The 17,745-nt window shown below is 60.2% G+C and carries 13 protein-coding genes; 8 read left to right on the forward strand and 5 right to left on the reverse strand.

Annotated elements, in window-relative coordinates; genetic code table 11:
• From E0486_RS10500 to E0486_RS10515, 4 genes are all read right to left on the reverse strand, one after another.
• Positions 1-4,499, reverse strand: a 4,499-nt coding sequence (locus tag E0486_RS10500) for a beta strand repeat-containing protein (protein ID WP_131852130.1), incomplete at its 3' end; no start/stop codon positions are given.
• A gap of 72 nt (positions 4,500-4,571) precedes the next feature.
• A complete protein-coding gene (locus tag E0486_RS10505) occupies positions 4,572-6,083 on the reverse strand; it encodes a DUF5689 domain-containing protein (RefSeq protein ID WP_131852131.1) in 1,512 nt (503 codons plus the stop codon).
• Between the two features lie 45 nt (positions 6,084-6,128).
• Complete coding sequence (locus E0486_RS10510) at positions 6,129-7,559, reverse strand: DUF5689 domain-containing protein (RefSeq protein WP_131852132.1); 1,431 nt, start codon at positions 7,557-7,559, stop codon at positions 6,129-6,131.
• 18 nt (positions 7,560-7,577) lie between these two features.
• Positions 7,578-10,178, reverse strand: coding sequence for a TonB-dependent receptor (locus E0486_RS10515; protein WP_131852133.1), 2,601 nt, complete (start codon positions 10,176-10,178; stop codon positions 7,578-7,580).
• Positions 10,179-10,354: 176 nt separating this feature from the next.
• Here E0486_RS10515 and E0486_RS10520 point away from each other — a divergent pair, with 176 nt between their 5' ends.
• The 8 genes from E0486_RS10520 (at position 10,355) to E0486_RS10555 (ending at position 16,904) form a co-directional block, all read left to right on the forward strand.
• On the forward strand, positions 10,355-11,440 hold the full coding sequence (locus E0486_RS10520; protein ID WP_131852134.1) for an endonuclease/exonuclease/phosphatase family protein: 1,086 nt from the start codon (positions 10,355-10,357) through the stop codon (positions 11,438-11,440).
• A 92-nt stretch (positions 11,441-11,532) separates the two neighbouring features.
• A complete protein-coding gene (locus E0486_RS10525; RefSeq protein WP_131852135.1) occupies positions 11,533-12,420 on the forward strand; it encodes a DNA/RNA non-specific endonuclease in 888 nt (295 codons plus the stop codon).
• Positions 12,421-12,678: 258 nt separating this feature from the next.
• A complete protein-coding gene (rpsF, locus tag E0486_RS10530; protein WP_131852136.1) occupies positions 12,679-13,035 on the forward strand; it encodes a 30S ribosomal protein S6 in 357 nt (118 codons plus the stop codon).
• Positions 13,036-13,037: 2 nt separating this feature from the next.
• Positions 13,038-13,304 (forward strand): 30S ribosomal protein S18, encoded by a 267-nt coding sequence (gene rpsR / locus E0486_RS10535; protein WP_131852137.1) that lies wholly within the window; start codon positions 13,038-13,040, stop codon positions 13,302-13,304.
• Between the two features lie 83 nt (positions 13,305-13,387).
• Positions 13,388-13,834 carry a 50S ribosomal protein L9 gene (gene rplI / locus E0486_RS10540; RefSeq protein WP_131852138.1) on the forward strand — a complete coding sequence of 149 codons (447 nt, stop codon included), beginning with the start codon at positions 13,388-13,390 and terminating at the stop codon, positions 13,832-13,834.
• A gap of 271 nt (positions 13,835-14,105) precedes the next feature.
• The gene (locus E0486_RS10545) at positions 14,106-15,215 is read left to right on the forward strand and encodes a T9SS type A sorting domain-containing protein (protein ID WP_131852139.1); all 1,110 of its coding nucleotides are present in this window, start codon (positions 14,106-14,108) and stop codon (positions 15,213-15,215) included.
• A 372-nt stretch (positions 15,216-15,587) separates the two neighbouring features.
• Positions 15,588-15,986, forward strand: coding sequence for an RNA recognition motif domain-containing protein (locus E0486_RS19290; RefSeq protein WP_131852140.1), 399 nt, complete (start codon positions 15,588-15,590; stop codon positions 15,984-15,986).
• 129 nt (positions 15,987-16,115) lie between these two features.
• On the forward strand, positions 16,116-16,904 hold the full coding sequence (locus E0486_RS10555; protein WP_131852141.1) for a rhomboid family intramembrane serine protease: 789 nt from the start codon (positions 16,116-16,118) through the stop codon (positions 16,902-16,904).
• On the opposite strand, the gene E0486_RS10560 is transcribed toward E0486_RS10555, so the two are convergent.
• Positions 16,879-17,733 carry a diacylglycerol/lipid kinase family protein gene (locus E0486_RS10560; RefSeq protein ID WP_131852142.1) on the reverse strand — a complete coding sequence of 285 codons (855 nt, stop codon included), beginning with the start codon at positions 17,731-17,733 and terminating at the stop codon, positions 16,879-16,881. The two genes, E0486_RS10555 and E0486_RS10560, sit on opposite strands and share 26 nt — an antisense overlap.
• Positions 17,734-17,745 lie beyond the last annotated feature (12 nt).

Here is a 17,745-nt window from a genome sequence, read left to right on the forward strand (position 1 = left end):
GTGTTCACACCGATCATCCAGTATTTCGTATCCACACCGTTGTCCCAACCGCTCGTCGATACCGACTGCGGGTTGGTTCCGCCGAGGGCCGAAGGGCCAGCAGGGTATGAGTAGGTAACGGTGGAAGCACCGGTTGTGGCGGCCAGCGTAGCGATGTTGATGTTGTTGGCATTACCCTGGTTGGCGATGCGATTGGCATCGGTCGTACCAGCCATATCCCAGCCGGCGATCGCGGTCGATCCACCGCCGAGGGTATATACGTCGAGGAAGTAGCCCGTGGCGCCGGTTACTGCATTCCAGTTGGCGGTGAAGCCCGTGGCCGTAACAGCCGTGGCGGCCGTGGCAACCGGTGCCGTCGGGATCGTGGCGCCGCTGGTCGTGGCGAAGGTTTGCTGCGTTCCGTATACTGTGGTACCGGCCGCGTTCGTCACGAAGGGAACATAATAATAGGTCGTACCCGCGGTCAGGCCGGTCAGGTTTACCGGGAAGGATCCGGCGCTGATGCTGCTGCCGTTGACAGTAGTGCCGGAAGTGGCGGGGTTGAAGCCGCTGGTCGTGCTGTAGATCACACCGTAAGCCGTCAGGGTCGAGCAACCGGTCGTTGCTACGTTACCCGTAACCGTGGCCGATGTGGTCGTGATGGCGCTGGAGGCGGCCGTCGGAACCGAGGGCGGGGTATTGATACCGGCACCGCTGGCGGCTACGTTGATCGCCGTGGCACCGCCACCCGATACGGAAATGTTGCCGTTATAGCTCTGAACAGCCGTCGGCGTGAACTTCACGAACACGGTGCTGTTGAGCGCACCGGCCGAAGGCGTCAGCGTGAGGGTGCTCGTATATGTGCCACCCGAGGTCGTGCTGAACGTGTAGCCGGCGAGTGCATTCACCGTCACGTTGCCGGTCAGGTTGGAGCCGGTAACCGTGAAGCTGTTGGCAGCCGTGGTTGTGTTGATACAGGTATTGCCGAAAGCCGTGAGGGCTGTGGCGCTCAGTGCGGGCGTCAGTGTCGTGAAGGTACCCTGGCCGCCGTAGCTGGTGCCGCCGGCGTTGGTGGCATAAGCCACATAATAATAGGTGGTACCCGGCGTCAGGCCGCTGAGGTCTGCGCTGAAGAAAGGTGAAGCCAGGTTGGTGGAAGGCACGTTCGTACCGGTTGTAGCCGGGTTGAAACCATTGCTCGTGCTGTACACGAAACCGTAGGCCGTCACGTTCGAGCAGCCCGTAAAGCTGATGCCACCGGGGAGCGTAGCCGAAGTAGCCGTTACGCTGTTGGCCTGGGTTGTGGAAACCGAGGGCGGCGTATTGACGCCAGCACCGCTCGCAGCAACGTTGACGGCCGTGGCGCCGCCACCCGTGAGCTGGATGTTTCCGTTATACGATTGAACAGCGGTGGGCGTAAATTTTACGAACACGGTCGTGTTCAGAGCGCCGGCCGTGGGGCTCAGCGTGAGTGTGTTCGTGTAAGTGCCGCCGGAGGTCGTGCTGTAGGTATAGCCGGCAAGGGCATTTACCGAAACGTCGCCCGTAAGGTTGGAACCGGTAACAGTAAAGCTGTTGGCGGCGGAAGCCGTATTAATACAGGTGTTGCTGAAGTTGCTCAGCGCACCCGCGCTCAGGCTCGGGTTGCTGTTGGTGGTAAACGACTGCTGGGTGCCGTAGGTCGTACCCGCGCCGTTGGTGGCGTAGGCTACATAATAGTAAGTAGTGTTGGCGGCGAGGCTGCTGAGCGTCACTGTGAAGTTGCCGCCCGACAGGTTGCTGCCGGTAACGGTGGTGCCGGTAGTGGCGGGGTTGAAACCGCTCGTAGTGCTGTACACGATGCCGTAGGCCGTGGTGGCCGAGCAACCGGCGGTGATGCTTCCGGGCAGCGTAGCCGCGCTCGTCGTCACGCCGCTGGCGCTGTTCGTGGTCACAATGGCGGGCGTGTTGATGCCGGCGCCGGCTGCATGCACGTTGATGGCCGTGGCGCCGCCGCCGCTGACGATGATATCGCCATCATAGTTCTGCACCGCGGCGGGTGCGAAGTGCACGTATACGGTCTGGCTCAGGCTGCCGGCGCTGGGGGTCAGCGTCAGCGTGCTCGTGTAGGTGCCGCCCGCGGTGGTGCTGAACGTAAAGCCGGGCAGGGAGTTGACCGTTACGTTACTGCCCGTGAGGTCGGTACCGGTAATGGTGAAGTTGTTGGGGCCGGCGGTGCTGCCGAGGCAGATGTTACCGAAGTCGGCCAACACAGTAGCGCTCAGCGAAGGAGTCGCGGCTGCCGTTGTTACCACCTGGATCTCGTTGGAGTTGGCCGAAGTGCTGCCGCCGTTGTCGGCGCGTACTACATAATAATACGTCGTGTTCGACGACAGGCCGGTGACGTTGTAGGAAGTGACGGTGCCCACGTTTGCATTTTGCAGGAGGTAGGTGTTGACGGTACCGGGGTAGTCGCCTTTTACATAGACGCTGCTGATGCGGCTCGTGCCACCGCTGACGACGGTCGTTCCGTTCACCGCGCTGGTGGAATTCACCACCCAGCGGATCTGCACCAGCGGCTGGTTGGCCGCGTCGGCAGGAAGAGCGAGGTTGCTCGGACCGTAGTACTGGACGGGCGTAACGCTTGTAGAGGTAGCGATGCTCACTGCGCCACCCGCAATATCGATCCAGCTTCCGGAGTTGCCAACACGGTACTGGATCTTCCAGTCTTTCGGACCGGTGTTGGAGCTGGCCTGCAGCGAAGAAACCGTGATGTTGCTGGCACCGGTAGTGTTCACGGCAACCATCCAATATTTCGTATCCACACCGGCATCCCAGCCGGTAGTAGAAACGGCATAGGTGCTTTGGCTGCCGCTCGGGCCCGAGGGATAGGTATAGGTGGCTACGGCCCCAACGGCGAGGAGTTCCGCCGTATTGAGGTTGGCAGCCGTACCGGTGTTGGCGAGGCGGCCTGCGTCGTTGTTGGTGGGAATATCCCAGCCGGCAAGACGTCCGCCCACAACGGTGCCGGGGCCCTGCGTATATACGTCGAGGAAGTAACCGGTGGTGGTGCCGGTGGCGGCGTTCCAGTTGGCGGTAAAGCCCGAGCCGGTGATGTTGGTAGCGGCAGTGGCCACAGGCGCCGTGGGCGCGGGCAGGGCCGTCGTGGTAAACTGGGACTGCGTGCTATAGGTGGTGCCTACGCTGTTGGTGGCGAAGGCTACATAATAATAGGTGGTGCTGGGGTTGAGCGTGCTCAGCGTCGTGGAGAACGTGGTGCCGGCGAGGTTGCTGCTGGCGGCCGTCGTGCCCGACGTGGCGGGGTCGAAGCCGGTCGTGGTGCTGTAGATGAAGCCGTAGCTCGTAACGTTGGCGCAACCCGTGGACGACAGCGTGCCGTTGAGGGTGGTGCCGACGCTGTTGGTACCGCTGGAGGCGGCCGTAGCTACCGTAGGTGCGCTGGGCGCGACTCCGGAGCCCGAAGCGGTTACACTAGTGGCCGTGGCGCCACCGCCCGATACGGGGATGTTGCCGCTATAGCTCTGGACGGCCGTGGGGGTAAACTTCACAAACACGTCCTGGTTGATGGCACCGGAAGCCGGTGTAATCGTCAGCGAGCTGCTGTACGTGCCGCCCGAGGTGCTGCTGAACGAGTAGCCGGCCAGTGGGCCTACTACCACGTCGGTTGCAGTGAGGCTGCTGCCGGTCAGTGTAAAGCTGTTGGGCCCTGCGGTTGTATTGACGCAGGTATTTCCGAAGGCAGGAAGAACGGTTGTGGAAAGCGTAGGTGTGCCGGCGTTGGACGGTGTTACCGAAGCCCAGTCGAGGCCTACACGGATTTCGTCGACGTTGATCGGGGGCGTGGTGTTGGTGGCATCCTGGCGTAGCATCACGCGACCAACACTGGCGAGGTCGGCGGTTGCCGGAACAGCCTGTGCATTGGGAGCGGGCGCCGTAGCAGCACCCAAAGCAGGATTCACCCAGATCTCGGAAAAGTCGTTGGTCGCACCGGCAACAATGTTATACGAAACGACTACGAGGTAGGTCGTTCCCGGGGTATACACAGTAGGGAGCCAGTTGGTGTTGGCAGCTGTCGTGCGTGAGTTGATACCAATGTTGTAACCCGTACCCGAAAGGCGCACCCAAACCGTGGAGGCGTGGTTGGAAGAGCTCGTGCCTTCGGTCAGTACAAAGAAATAGCCGCCGGTAGCGTTGAGGGTGCCCAGGGAGGTCACATTCAACAGGAAGGAAGCATACACCGTTCCGGAGGTTTGTGTACCGAAGTTGCGGTAGTAGTCGGTACCCGCGCCCGAGAAGGCTACCTTGTTGCCGGTAGATGCCGGCAGACCCGGGTACGAAAGCGATCCTGCATCCACCAGGATGGAGTCGCCACCGTTGGTGATCTTCCAAACGTTCGCGCTCTGCGCAGAAAGGCCAAGAGCCGGGTCCGGGGTGTAATCGAACGGCTCGGTCATCAATGCCTGGCTAAAACCGGCTACAGAAGTCAGCAGCAGGCAAAGCAGAAAGTAGAGTTTTCTCATAAAGTCGTTTTTGATCGGCTTGGTGTGTCCAAAGAGAAAAAGCCGCGGTTGCGGCTCCTCTCTTTCTCTTATTTAGTTCCAGAAGAATTTAACGTCATCGATACCGGAGGTGGCGCGGTTGCCCGAGCCCGAGGTTCCGGACTTGGCATAAATGCGGATCCACACCTTCTGCGCCTGGTTGCTCAGTGCGGCGGGGAGCGGCACGGTTACCAGGTTGTTGGAGTAAGCGGCGCCGCCCGTAGTGAGCGTACCCGTCGGGGCTAAAGCCGTATAGCTGGTCGGCACGGCATCGCCGACGGCGTATTCCACCGCCCAGGTCGTGGTGCGCCCCGAGCCGGCATCCAGCGACTGCAGCTGGAAGGTCATTTGCGTGAGCGTTTTGCCCGTGGTGTTGGCGAGGATAAAGACCACACCGGCGCCGGGGTCGCCGACGGAGCTCGTCTGGCGGATGCCGAGGGCACGGTTGGTATAACCACTCTGCGTAGCGTCATCCGCACCCTGGGAGGCGCCGGTGGCCGAAGCAATGTTGCGGAAGTTGGCCGTAGACGTAGCCCAGGGCGTGGCGGTCGTTACCAGCACGTCGTTGGTGTCGGTGGCCGAGGTCGTCTGGCTCATGCCCAGGCGCACGCCGTTGGGCAGCGCGGAGCCGAGGCCATTGAAGTCGATGGTCAGCGGCGAGGTGCCGGTCAGGGTCATCGTAGGGTTGCTCGTGCCGCCGCCAGCGGGCGGGGGCGTCGAACCGCCGCCGCAGCGGGGTCCCCACATCTGCGCGTCGCTCGTATCGCGGATCGTCAGTTGCTTGGTAGAACCGAAGAACGAATAGATGCCGGTCAGCGAGCCGTTGCCGTTCGGCACGGGCTGGGTGGCGAAGTTGGCGAAGTTGCTCGTGCGCACGGTGAGGTTGGCGGCCGTGGGCAGGCTGCAGCCTTTGGCAACGCGGTTGCCCGAAGCACCGACGTCGGCCCAGGTCTTCGATGTATCGGAGGATTGGAACTCGTAGCCTACCACGCGGATCAGCATGCTGGCGTAAGACATAGTGTTGCGGTCACGCTCGGTGGTCAGGAGGTTGGCCACGTTCACCACCTTCGGCTCGATGCGCTGGTTGAGGGCGCCCTTGAAAATGTGGCGGTCCTGCAGCACCGGCGAAAGCATCGTCACGCCGCCGGAGATGGAATCGGCGCCGCCACCCAGCTGGATAACGCCACCATATTCACCGAGATACAGGTCTTTTACTTTTACGAACAGCTCGCGGCCCACGGGGTACGAGGTGTTGAGGTTGGAGCCGGCGAGGCGCAGGATGATACCGGCGGTGGAATCCTGGATGGAGATCTGCTGGTAGTAATTACCGCTCTTGTCGTCCATGTTCACGATACCGCGGATCACGAGGTCCTGTGTGATGTGGGTCACACTGTAAGGTGCGGTATCCATCGCTTTCAGGTCCTTGATGGAAATGTTGGCGGACAGCCCCGGTGCCGAAGGCGCGGGCGGGTCGTCGAAAGTGCGTTTGCACGAAACCAGCACCACCGTGCCCATAAAGAGGGCGAAGCCGGCGGCCAGGAAATGTTTCAGGGAAATGCGGGTCATAGCTTTTTTATTAGGTCCGGCGTCGCCGCCGGGATGCGTCTGTTGTTAGTTCCAGGTAAACTTCACGTCGTCGATGGCGGCGGTTCCGCGGTTCTGCGTGCCGGTGCTCGGCGTCAGGGCCACGATGCGGATCCACAGCTTCTGACCTTGGTTGTTCACCGGGGCGGGGAAGGTGACGGAGATGGCGTTGTTGCTGAAAACGTGGTTTCCGGTGGTCAGGTTGCCGCTGATGCTGGCGGCGGGTACGGCCGTGAAGGTCGTCGGGTTGTCGCCGAAGCCGTAGTCCACCGCCCAGGTCGTGGCGCGGTTCACATTCGAGGCCGTGTCGAGCGACTGCAGCTGGAAATCCATCTTCAGGTTGTTCTTGCCGGTAGTGTTGCCGATGAGGAACACGAAGGCGGCGCCGGGGTCGCCCCCTGCTCCTACCGTGCCTGTCTGGCGGAATCCTACGGCGCGGTTCGTGGCGGCTACCTGGGTAGCGGAGTCGGTGCCCATCGCGAGGCCGGTGGCCGAAGCATAGTTCTTGAAGCCGGAGGTGAACGTCTTCCACAGGCTCGTGGAGGGCGCCGTGTTGAGCGTGGCCGGGGCGCCGATCGTATCGGCGCGGGCGCCGGTGCGGAGCGATACGCCCGCGGGCAGCGAGCCGCCACCGATGCCGTTGAAGTCGAGGGTCAACGGCGAGGTGGCCAGGGTGATGCCCGTGCCGTTGGAACCCGAACCTCCGGGGACCACGTCGCTGTTGGTGCGCAGAATGATCTGCGGTGTAATGACGCCGGTGGTCGCCGACTGGAAGATCGACAGGTAACCCGTTACCGACTGGGCGTTGCCCGTGGGTACGGTGATGCCCGAGGTATTCCGGACGAAGGTCACGATGGTGCCGGTAGCGTCGGTGATGTTGAAGTTGGCGCCGGTCGAGTTGGTGCTGCCGGCAGTGATCGTTACGTTCTCGAGGGTCACTACCGAGGAAGCCCACAGCTGGAGGCTGTCGAGCGCCTGCTGCACAGTGGCAACGCGAGGGGTGATCGCAGTAACGTCGGCGCAGGCTACGGTCGAAAACGCCGTGGCGGAGAGACCACCGATCTGCATGTCGCCGTTGAAGGTGGCTACGTTGCCGCCGTTGACGTTGATGTCGATCATCGAGCCGAAGCGCAGCTTGGCGGTGTCGGTGAACGATGAGCCGAGGAACAGGTCGATGCCGCGGCCGGAGGAGATGTCCTGCACGCGGAAGTTGCCGGCGGCTTCGTTCTTATAGTTGGACACCACTACGGCGCGCACCTTTTTGCTGTTGGCCGGGATGGCGGCCGACTGGCCGTTGTACAGGGCGCGGATGGCAGCGAGGTCGGTGTAGTTGAACGCGTTGTAGGGATCGGGGCAAACCGGTCCCACGGGCTGCTTGTCGCAGGCCGCGGCGAGCAGCAATACCGCCGTAGCGGCGAGGACGCCCTTCGTTTTCGTGAAGAAGGTGAGGGATTTCATATAAGCTTTTTAATGGGTTTAGAAGCGGATGCCGACGCTGGTGAAGAAGTTGATGCCGTAAGCATAGTACAGCTTCGGCGGGAACTTGTCCACGCGCAGGCTGTTGTCGGCACCGGCGGTGCCGTCGAAACGCAGCTGCTCATAGCCGCCGGTGATGAGGCTCCGGTTGTTGGTGAGGTTGTTCACGCCGGCGTTGAACACAAACGTGGTCGGCTTGCCGTGCAGGTTGAAGGCACGCGGCAGGCGCTTCGTATACCCGAAGAAGAAGTCGAGCGTGTATTGGTTGTCGAATTGCGTCTGGTCGAAGATGCGGTTGTACTCTGCGGGGCTGCTGGCGTTCTGAACGGCATCCCAGGTGCGGCGGAGCGGGTTGATCGTGAGGTACGACTGGTTGAAGTAGTTGCCGGTGAGGCTTACAAACCAGTAGCGGGCCGAGCGGTAGGTAGCGCCCAGGCTATAGGCTTCCTGCGGCGTGGGCAGGCGGAAGTTCTTGATGTAGGTCTGGCGCGAGCCGAGCACTTCAGCGGTGTTGTCGGCGGTGATCACGGCAACCGGGTTGCTGTCGTAATAGTAGCGGCCAACAGCGGCGGCGGCATTCACCGACAGCCCGTAGCCGATGGTGTATTCCACGCCGAGCTCGGCGCCGAACAGCTTGCGGCTGACGCCGCTCATAGCCACGTTCACGAAGTTCTGAACGAGGTCGTCATAATACGACATCACATCCATCTGCTTGTCCATGTTGGTGTAGTAACCACCAACGCGCACTTTCAGCTTCGGAGCCACGTGGATGTAGGCGCCTTCCACGGTCTGGATCTCTTCGCTCTGCAGGTTGGCCTGCTGCGTGTTGCGCGTGCGGGGGGAGATGTACACGTTGTCGAAGAAAGGAGCGCGGGTCTGGTACGAACCATTTACATATATATAGTTACGTCCGTTGAACTTGTAGGTAACGCCACCCTTGGCCGCGTAGTTGGTGAACTCGTTCAGCTGGCCCTTTCCAAACGACTCGTTCGGGAAGAGACCGCTGCGTACAAAGCCTTCGCGCTGGTAGCTCGTGTGGCTTACCTGTGCGGCGGCGAAGAAGTCTACCTTTTTGAACTTGAACACACCCTGTGCCCAGGCAGTCGCCTGCTTCAGGTTGATGTTATAGTCGTAACCGTAGCGGTCGCCTTCGCGCACGAGGCGGTTGGGAGCGTTGAGGTTGTTCTGGTTGACGTTCGGATCGTTGGGATAGGCGCGCTCGGCAAACTGGTTCAGGTCTACATAGAAGTCGCCGCCCAGCAGGTCGGCTATTTTCTGGTAGTAGTGGTTCTTCTGCAACTGGGCGGTGAGGCCGCCGGTGAAGTCCACGTGGTTGCCGAAGCGGGCGTTGAAGGTCGTGTTGAGGTTGAGGCGCTGTGTGTTGATGACGCGGTCTTGCAGCACATAGCGCGAGCGGCGGCCGGCGATGTCATTGCCGCTCTTGCCGTCCACGGTGCGGATCGTATCCCAGGAGGCGCGGTTTACGTCGTAGAGGCGCTGCCAGTTGATCTGGCGCACGTTCTCGTCGTTCATCCAGGCGTCGCGTACGGCCGCGGCCTGCACCGGGTCGATCACCGAGGCGAAGCGATCCAGGTAGCTGGGGAGGTTGCGGTAGTAGTCGGGGCGCGGGTCGGGAGCGTTGTACCAGTCGAGGGCCGTTACGCTGCGGTCGCCGAACGAGAAGCCCGCGCCCGTGAGCAGGCTCATGTTGTTCTTGATGCGGAAGTCGTGCGTCAGGATCAGTACGGGCTGGTTGGTCTTGCCTACCGAAGCATTGCGCTTCACGCCGTTCTGGTAGCCCCAGTTGGGGTTGTAGTAGGGCGACCCGGCCAGGTCCATCGCTTCCTGGGTGGCGGCGGCGCCACGGCCATTCTCAGTGGGGGCGCCGAAGGCCACCAGCGACAGCAGGTTACGGCTGTTGATGCGTTTGTCTACGCCGGCGAAGAACGAGAAGCTCTTATAATAGGTGCCGGGCACATACCCCTCATCGGCCCAGCGGGCCGATACGGAGCCGACAAAGGCCCAGCCGCGCTTGCTCAGGCCGGTGCCGTGCGTCAGCATAATGCGGTGGGTATAGTTGCGGTTGGCCAGCGCGTAGTTGATGCTGGTCTGCGCACGCTGCTTGGAAGCGCGCACGTCGATGTTGGTATTGGACCCGATGTCGCCGTAAGCGAAGGTGTTGGGACGAAGGCCGTACTCGACGTCGCGGTTGCGCATCACGTCGTTGAGGCCGCCCCAGAGACCGTAGGGTGCGAAGCCGTTATCGAGGTTGTCCATCGGCACGCCGTTCATATAGGTCGAGAAGTGGTCGTTCTCGAGGCCGCGCACGCGGAAGCGGGCGGCGCTGAAGTTGAACGAGGTGGCGTTGAAGTACGGATCGCGTCCGGCGGTGAGGATCGAGGAGATGTTCTGCGTGCCGGCGTCGCCCATATCGTTCTCGTCGAGGGTGATCACGGGGATGTTGTCGAGCACGCCCTGTTTCATTTCCTCGATGGTGGTATCGCGCGTGGCGCGGCTGGTGCTATCGGCGGGCTTGGTTTGCTGCGCCTGCGCGGCAATACCTGCACAAAGCAGTACGGGCAGCAATCGGGATTTTGACATAAAGCAGTTATTAGAGGGGAGGCAAAGCTACTGATTCGGTTTGGCTTCCGTGGCGATGTTTTCGGCCGGTTAACCTTTATTAACTATGAAATAATTCCGGAGGCATCCTTTTCGTCGGGGCGATCGTCCTGATTCTGTACTTTTGATCCCTTGTTTTCTTGAATTCCGTGCAAATTATGAAAAAAGCTTGCCTCCTCCCCCTCTTTATTATTCTTTTATTTAATGCTTTCGCACAGCAACCGCCCGCCCAGGGACGCACCTCGGAAGCGGCTTCCGGCGGCAAGCAAACCTATAAAGTGGCTGTCATCGCTTTCTATAACCTCGAAAACTTTTACGACACTACCGACAACCCGATCGTCGACGACCAGGAGTTCCTGCCCTCCGGCGCACGGAACTACAATACGAAGATCTACATGGACAAAGTGGGCAAGCTGGCCACGGTGCTGTCGGAGATCGGCACCGAGGTAAGTCCCGACGGACCGGCCATCATCGGCGTGGCGGAGATCGAAAACGACACCGTGCTCCACGACCTCGTGAACCACCCGAAGCTCAAGGCCCGCGGCTACCAGATTGTGCACTACGATTCCAAAGACCTCCGCGGCGTGGACGTGGCCCTGTTGTACAACCCGAAATATTTCACGCCCGAGGCCAGCGCGCCGCTGCAGGTGAACCTGCCCGTGGGTGCCAAGGAAGGCCGCCGCTTTACCCGCGACGTGCTTTGGGTGAAAGGCAAGCTTGATGGCGAGCCGATCAACCTGTACGTAAATCACTGGCCTTCGCGGGTGGGTGGCGAAGAACGCTCCGCTCCCGGCCGCGCCGCCGCTGCCCGGGTCAGCAAGCAGCACTCCGACTCGCTGCTGAAGATCGACCCGAATACGAAGTTCGTGATCATGGGCGACCTCAACGACGACCCCATTTCGCCCTCCGTGGCCAAAGTGCTTGGCGCCAAAGGCGATGCGAAAGACGTACAGCCCGGCGGCATCTTCAACCCCTGGGTGCATATGTACAACAACGGCATCGGCACCCTTGCCTACCAGGACGCCTGGAGCCTCTTCGACCAGATCATGATCTCGCAGGCCTGGCTGCCCCGCCAGCAGGAAGGCTATTTCTTCTTCCAGCAAAAGATCTTCAACAAGGAATACCTCACCGAAAACCAGGGTCGCTACCGGGGCTACCCGATGCGCACCTGGGACGGGATGTCGTACCGAGGCGGCTACAGCGACCACTTCCCTACCTACCTCATCTTCCTGCGGAAAAAATGATTCGCCGGCAAAAAGCCCGCTTCCGGCGCCCCTTTTGGGCCGGATCGGATTTAACCGATACCTTTACTGTTCCCTAGTACACCTTTCTAACAATGAATAACAGACTGAAACTGGCGGCCGCAGCCCTGCTGCTCGTCACCACTGCTTGCAAAAAGAACAGCGTCGAAGACGTGACGGCCGCCAACCAGCAGCTCATCATCGAGGAAAACGACCCGCTCTACCTCGGCAACCCCACCAATGCCCGCCTGTCGGCTGAATTCTCGGAAAACTACCTGATGCGTGAGATCGGTTATTCGGAAGCCTACAGCGCCTCCCGCGGCATCCCCGTGTGGGTGGCCTGGCACCTGCAGACCGAAGACCAGGGCCCCGTGCAGCGCCAGGACGACTTCCGTCCGAACCCCAAACTGCCGGCTTCCTACTACGACGTGCGCACCAGCGACTATACGGCGAATTTCGACAAGGGCCACAACTGCCCGTCGGAAGACCGCACCAATACGGTAGCTGCCAACTCCAGCACCTTTCTCATGACCAACATGATCCCGCAGGCGCCCCGCTTTAACCAGGGTCCCTGGGCGGATATGGAAAACTACATCCGCACCCAGGTGCTCCCCAACAACGAAGCCTATATCTATATGGGCAACTACGGAGTGGGCGGCGCCGGCAACAACGGGGTGCCCACGAGCACCATCGGATTCGGCAACGTGACCGTTCCCAAAATGGTATACAAGATCGTGGTGATCCTGCCCAAGGGTTCGGACGACCGCAACCGCATCGACACCTCGGCCCGCGTGCTGGCGGTGGACATGCCCAACGACAACACCCTCTACACGAGTGCCCCGGTTACGATCTGGCAGAACTACAAAGTGCCCATCGACTCCATCGAAGCCCGCCTGGCCCGCGCCGGCCGCCCGCACGACTTCCTCACGGAGGTGGCGAAACCCGAGGTGCGTGCCTACCTGAAGAAGAAGGCTTCGCGCTAGGCTTCGGCAACGCTCAGCCTGACAAATGGCTGCCCGCAGCCCGCGCGGAGAACGCAGATATTTGGAAAAGCCCCGCCTAGCGGGGCTTTTCTGATTTAACGGCAACCGGCAGGATCCGCTGGCTCCACGTGATCTGCGTGCCAATTAACAAGGTCGGGTGCTCAAATTTGCCCCGGAAGTCCTACCTTTGCGCTCCCATCGGCAGGCCTGTGCCTTGCCCGAAGGGGAAATTTTATCAATACAACCAAATCACGAGTAATGAACAATTACGAATTGATGGTGATTTTTACCCCGGTACTCAGCGACGACGAGTTCAAAGCAGCTCAGCGCAAGTACACTGCCCTGGTAACCGACAATGGCGGTTCCATCGTAGGCGAGAACCCCTGGGGCCTGAAATCACTGGCGTACCCCATCCAGAAAAAGACCACCGGTCTGTACTGGGTTATGGAATTCAGTGCGTCATCCGACTTCAATGAGAAGCTGAAGACTCAGCTTCTGCGTGACGAGAGCGTGCTCCGTCACATGTACACCAAACTCGACAAATACGCCGTCGAGTACAACAACAAAAAGAGAAGCGGCGTACCTACCGGAACCGAAAAAGTACAGGAGGCTTAATCATGGCACGCCAAAACGAGATTAAATACCTGACCGCCATCAAGCAGGAGAAGCGCCCGAAGAAATTCTGCCGTTTCAAGAAGTATGGCATCCGCTACATCGATTACAAGGACATCGAGTTCCTCAAGAAGTTCCTGAACGACCAGGGCAAAATGCTGCCCCGCCGTATCACCGGTAACTCCCTGAAGTACCAGCGCCTGGTGAGCGAGGCCATCAAGAAGGCCCGCCAGATGGCCCTGCTTCCGTATGTTACGGACCTGATGAAGTAAACCCGGCCCACCCCTAACCCCTCCCGAAAGGTGGGGAACAGTGAAGCCCCATTTTGAAATTCACTGGGAAAAAACAACAAACAATGGACATCATTCTCATTCAAGACGTAGACAACCTCGGTGGCAAGAACGAACTGGTGAAGGTGAAGAACGGCTACGCCCGTAACTTCCTCATCCCCCAGGGCTTTGCCGTGGAGGCGACCCCCTCTGCCCGCAAGCAGCTCCTGGAGCGTCAGAAAGTGGCTGCCAAGAAGGAAGCCGCCATGCTGGCCCAGATCCAGGAAGTAATTGCCAAACTGCAGGAAGGCCCCGTTACGGTGGGCGCCAAGACCGGCACCTCGGGCAAGATCTTCGGTTCGGTTACCGCCCTGCAAATCAGCCGCGCCATCCGCGACCAGAAAGGCTACGACATCGACCGCAAAAAAATCAGCATCACCGACGACGTGAAAGAACTCGGCTCCTACAAAGCAGCCATCGATTTCGGCAACGGTCACCATTCGGAAGTTGCTTTTGACGTGGTTGCTGAATAAGCGCCACAGTATTTTCTGAAAAAGTCCACACCGCCCGGTGTGGACTTTTTCATTTCTGTCCCTATCCGGAAACAAAGTGTGGAAAATCGGGAAACACAAGCGGGGTATCAGGCAACTTGTTAAAAATCGGCACGGCATTGGAAATTATACTACACGAATGCGGCACACAGCGCATCACGAAAAACACCCAACAAACCGTCCAATCCCCTCTGAAGACCCTCCCAGGGAGTAACCTGTAACCGATTTTTTTGACATCTAACTTTTGCTAACCATGAAACACACTTTTACCCTGAAAGGGCTCTTTATGGGCCTGACCGTCCTCGCCAGCTCTATTGTATTCGCCCAGCACCCCACTTCCGTTGCCCCGAGCAACAAATGCGAAGTGATCGAGGACTTCAACGACCGCAGCGGCGATTACCGTTCTCCTTCGATCTTCACCGAGTCGGACTACACTGAGTTCAACTGGGATTCCACCGCCGGCATGTGGGTGGAGCGCAGCGGCCTCGCCGTACGCAGCGCATCGATCATCTCCTGCGTGTATATCAACCAGCAGCCCAGCGGCGGTATCGACATCGGCTGGCGCTATAAAGCCTGCGCCGGCGGCCAGTACCGCGTACGCATCATCAACGTGGCCTGCAACTGCGTAGCCGGCTACGACATCGTAGGCACTACTGCTAACGGTCCCGTATGGACGAACTTCCCCTCTGATTCCGGCCGCCTCTGCATCCGCATCAACGATGCCGACCTGTACCAGGGCCAGAAGTTCCGCATCGAGATCTCCTACCGCGGCAACGTGCCCTGCGACTGGGAATTCGACGACATCTCGCTCGGCGGCGACCAGGGCGCTATCATCCTCCCGGTAACCTTCATGGGTATCAACGCCCGCAAGGAAACCGCCGGCACCCGGGTGCAATGGGATGTGGCTGATGAAGTAGACGTACAGCGCTACGAGATCGAGCGCAGCGAAGACGGCCGCAACTTTACCCGCATCGGCACCGTGCCCGCCAACAAGAAGCCCGCGTACAACTTCACCGACGCTAATGCCTCCTCCGGCACCGTATACTACCGCGTGAAGAACGTAGACATCGACGGCCGCTTCAAATACAGCAGCATCGCCAAACTCACCGGCAAGAGCTCCAGCATCGTACTCAAAGCCTTCCCCCTGCCGGCACACAACCAGCTCACCGTGCAGCACGATAAAATGACCGGCGGCATGCTCTCCCTGGCCACAGCCGACGGACGCATCGTACGCAACCTGGTAGCCGCCTCGGGTAGCATCCAGACCCAGATCGACCTCAACGGGCTCACCCCCGGCCTTTACATACTCCGTGTAGATGACGGCAACGGAAACGTCGAAAGCATGAAAGTGGTGAAGCAGTAAGAACGTGACGCGCTATTGACAACACTCGCACGGAAAGAACCCCCGCATTCGCGGGGGTTCTTGTTTATTGGTGGATTGCTCCATTGGCTAGTTGGTAACAGGGGCCTACCTACGTGTTAAGCCAGTCGAACGCGTTACGCACTTTGCCCGCGTGAACTCATTACTCATTACCGATTGACCATTCAACACGCCCCCGCCCGCCGGCCCTTTTTTGGTCGCCTCCGGCCTTCTGTAAGATTTTAGGAACTTTCTGTGGAAAAGCTTATTTTTACTGTGTTCACATGTTCTTTCAGTCTCACATCGTGGTTTCGCCTTTCCTGTCCGGATCCCTTGTCAGCTGACGGTACATTTCATTTTTTAAATTTTTTGATCATGAACATTTACGTAGGCAACCTCAGCTGGAACCTGAAAGACCAGGACCTGGCCGACCTGTTCGCCCCCTTTGGCGAAGTTTCTTCTGCCAAAATCATCCAGGACAAAATGACGAACCGCAGCAAAGGCTTCGGTTTCGTGGAAATGGCGAACGACTCCGAAGCCCAGGCTGCAATCGCGCAGCTGAACGGCTCCGAGATCGACGGCCGTAACCTGGTGGTTAACGAGTCGCGTCCCAAAGAAGGCGGCTCCGGCGGCGGATTCGGCGGCGGTGGCGGCGGCTTCAAGAAGAAGAGCTTCGGCGGCGGTGGCGGCTATGGCGGCGGTGGCAACCGCGGCGGTGGCGGCTACGGCGGTGGCAATCGCGGCGGTGGCGGCGGTTTCCGCGACAGCTACTAAGGTGGTCCTATCCCCGAGATAATTCAGAGTCCTGCTTCGGCGGGACTTTTTTGTGCGCCAAAGCGTCCTTGCACGCTCGTAATGACGGGCTTCGCGGGTCGTGGTATATTTCCTGCAAGTAGCATCCTCATGCTACCAATCGGCGACGACAACCTGGGCCGCATCCGCACTCCGTTTGTAAACTACGGCCTCGTTCTGCTCAACATATTCGTGTTTGTGTACTGGCAACAGCTCGGCAGTGATGTACCCGTTACCTACGGTTTCGCCACGGTGCCCGCCGAGATCCTCAGCGGCCACGACATCATTTCCGAATCCCGCATCGTTGTAGACCAGGTGTCGGGCGTACGGCAACTGATGCCCGGCCTGCAGCCTTCCCCCTACCCGATTTACCTCACGCTGTTCACCGCGCTGTTTCTCCACGGCGGCATCGCCCACATCTTCGGCAACATGCTTTACCTCGCCATCTTCGGCGACAACCTCGAGAACGTGATGGGGCACCTGCGCTATCTCGCGTTTTACCTCCTGTGCGGCGTCGTCGCCTCGCTGGCCCATGTAGCCGCGACGGTGTTCTTCGGGCAAAACCCATTCGTGCCGAGCCTCGGTGCCTCTGGGGCTATATCGGGTGTGCTCGGCGGCTACCTGCTGCTCTTTCCCAACCACCGCATCCGCATCTGGTTCATCCTGGGCTTCTGGCCCTTTCCGGCCTGGCTTTGCGTCGGGCTGTGGTTCCTGTTTCAATTGATCAACGGCGCGGGCGCCCTCGGGTCGGATGCCGGCAGCGGCGTGGCCTATGCGGCCCACATCGGCGGCTTTGTAGCTGGCCTGCTGCTGGTGCGGCTGTTTGTACGCCCCAGCGACCTGGCGCTGTACCGCGAGCGGCGCGAATACAGCCTCAGACGAAGAAGCAGAATCGTTTAGGCAGGCAGCTGATCTCGAAGCGGGCCGCGCTCAGGTATTCGCCATCGAGGTGGGCGGGCAGTTCCTGTGCGCATGCGACCACGAGTGCGGCGCTGCGCTCCTGCCACACAAAGGGTAAGGCCCCATGCTCGCCGCGCTCGATCACCGGGAGGTAGCGCATCCGTTGCAGGGGCGCGATCCGGCCCACGAAATTCAGGTCGAGCAAGCCGTCGTCGAGCACCGCGGCCGGGGCTACGCGGAAATCACCGCCATAGCGGCGGCCGTTGGCGACCGATAACAGCAGGCAGTCGCCCGACATGCTCAGGCCCTCTCCCGTCAGCGACAGGAATTTTTCCTGGTAGGTCATGATGTGCTTCAGCACCGACAGCAGGTAGGACGCTTTGCCCGCGAGCTTTTTCTTCCCGATCAGGTCGCGCACAATGGCGCCGTCGAAGCCGATGCCCACACCGTTGAGAAAGAGCCGTCCGTTGCAGACGCCTGCGTCGACAAGGCGTGGCCGGCGGCCGAGGAAGCGCTCGATCAGTTGCGGCGCAGGCTCGTTCAGCGTGCCTTCGTACAGGCTCCAGTGAAAGTCGTTAGCGCTGCCCGCGGGAACGGCCGCCAGGGGCAGGTGGCAATCGGGGTATTGGTTGATGAACCAGTTGAGTGTGCCGTCGCCGCCCACGATCCAGGCTTGTGTAAAGCCGTCGAGCGTATCGGGCCAGGAAGCCGTGAAGGCCTGGCAGGCAAGCCCGCGCTGCCCAAGAAGCCCCATGATCTCTTTGGTGAGGCGCAAGGCGCGGGCGTTCTCGGACGTGGGGTTGCAGAAAAGGGCGATACAATCTTCCATAGCGGGAAATAC

This window comes from Flaviaesturariibacter aridisoli, from assembly GCF_004343705.1.
GTDB lineage: Bacteria > Bacteroidota > Bacteroidia > Chitinophagales > Chitinophagaceae > Flavisolibacter > Flavisolibacter aridisoli.

What these genes read in the sequence shown, in the direction of transcription:
- E0486_RS10505 (WP_131852131.1), bottom strand. Translation starts at nt 6,083, where the DNA reads ATGACCCGCATTTCCCTGAAACATTTCCTGGCCGCCGGCTTCGCCCTC.
- E0486_RS10510 (WP_131852132.1), bottom strand. Translation starts at nt 7,559, where the DNA reads ATGAAATCCCTCACCTTCTTCACGAAAACGAAGGGCGTCCTCGCCGCT.
- E0486_RS10515 (WP_131852133.1), bottom strand. Translation starts at nt 10,178, where the DNA reads ATGTCAAAATCCCGATTGCTGCCCGTACTGCTTTGTGCAGGTATTGCC.
- E0486_RS10520 (WP_131852134.1), top strand. Translation starts at nt 10,355, where the DNA reads ATGAAAAAAGCTTGCCTCCTCCCCCTCTTTATTATTCTTTTATTTAAT.
- E0486_RS10525 (WP_131852135.1), top strand. Translation starts at nt 11,533, where the DNA reads ATGAATAACAGACTGAAACTGGCGGCCGCAGCCCTGCTGCTCGTCACC.
- rpsF (WP_131852136.1), top strand. Translation starts at nt 12,679, where the DNA reads ATGAACAATTACGAATTGATGGTGATTTTTACCCCGGTACTCAGCGAC.
- rpsR (WP_131852137.1), top strand. Translation starts at nt 13,038, where the DNA reads ATGGCACGCCAAAACGAGATTAAATACCTGACCGCCATCAAGCAGGAG.
- rplI (WP_131852138.1), top strand. Translation starts at nt 13,388, where the DNA reads ATGGACATCATTCTCATTCAAGACGTAGACAACCTCGGTGGCAAGAAC.
- E0486_RS10545 (WP_131852139.1), top strand. Translation starts at nt 14,106, where the DNA reads ATGAAACACACTTTTACCCTGAAAGGGCTCTTTATGGGCCTGACCGTC.
- E0486_RS19290 (WP_131852140.1), top strand. Translation starts at nt 15,588, where the DNA reads ATGAACATTTACGTAGGCAACCTCAGCTGGAACCTGAAAGACCAGGAC.
- E0486_RS10555 (WP_131852141.1), top strand. Translation starts at nt 16,116, where the DNA reads ATGCTACCAATCGGCGACGACAACCTGGGCCGCATCCGCACTCCGTTT.
- E0486_RS10560 (WP_131852142.1), bottom strand. Translation starts at nt 17,733, where the DNA reads ATGGAAGATTGTATCGCCCTTTTCTGCAACCCCACGTCCGAGAACGCC.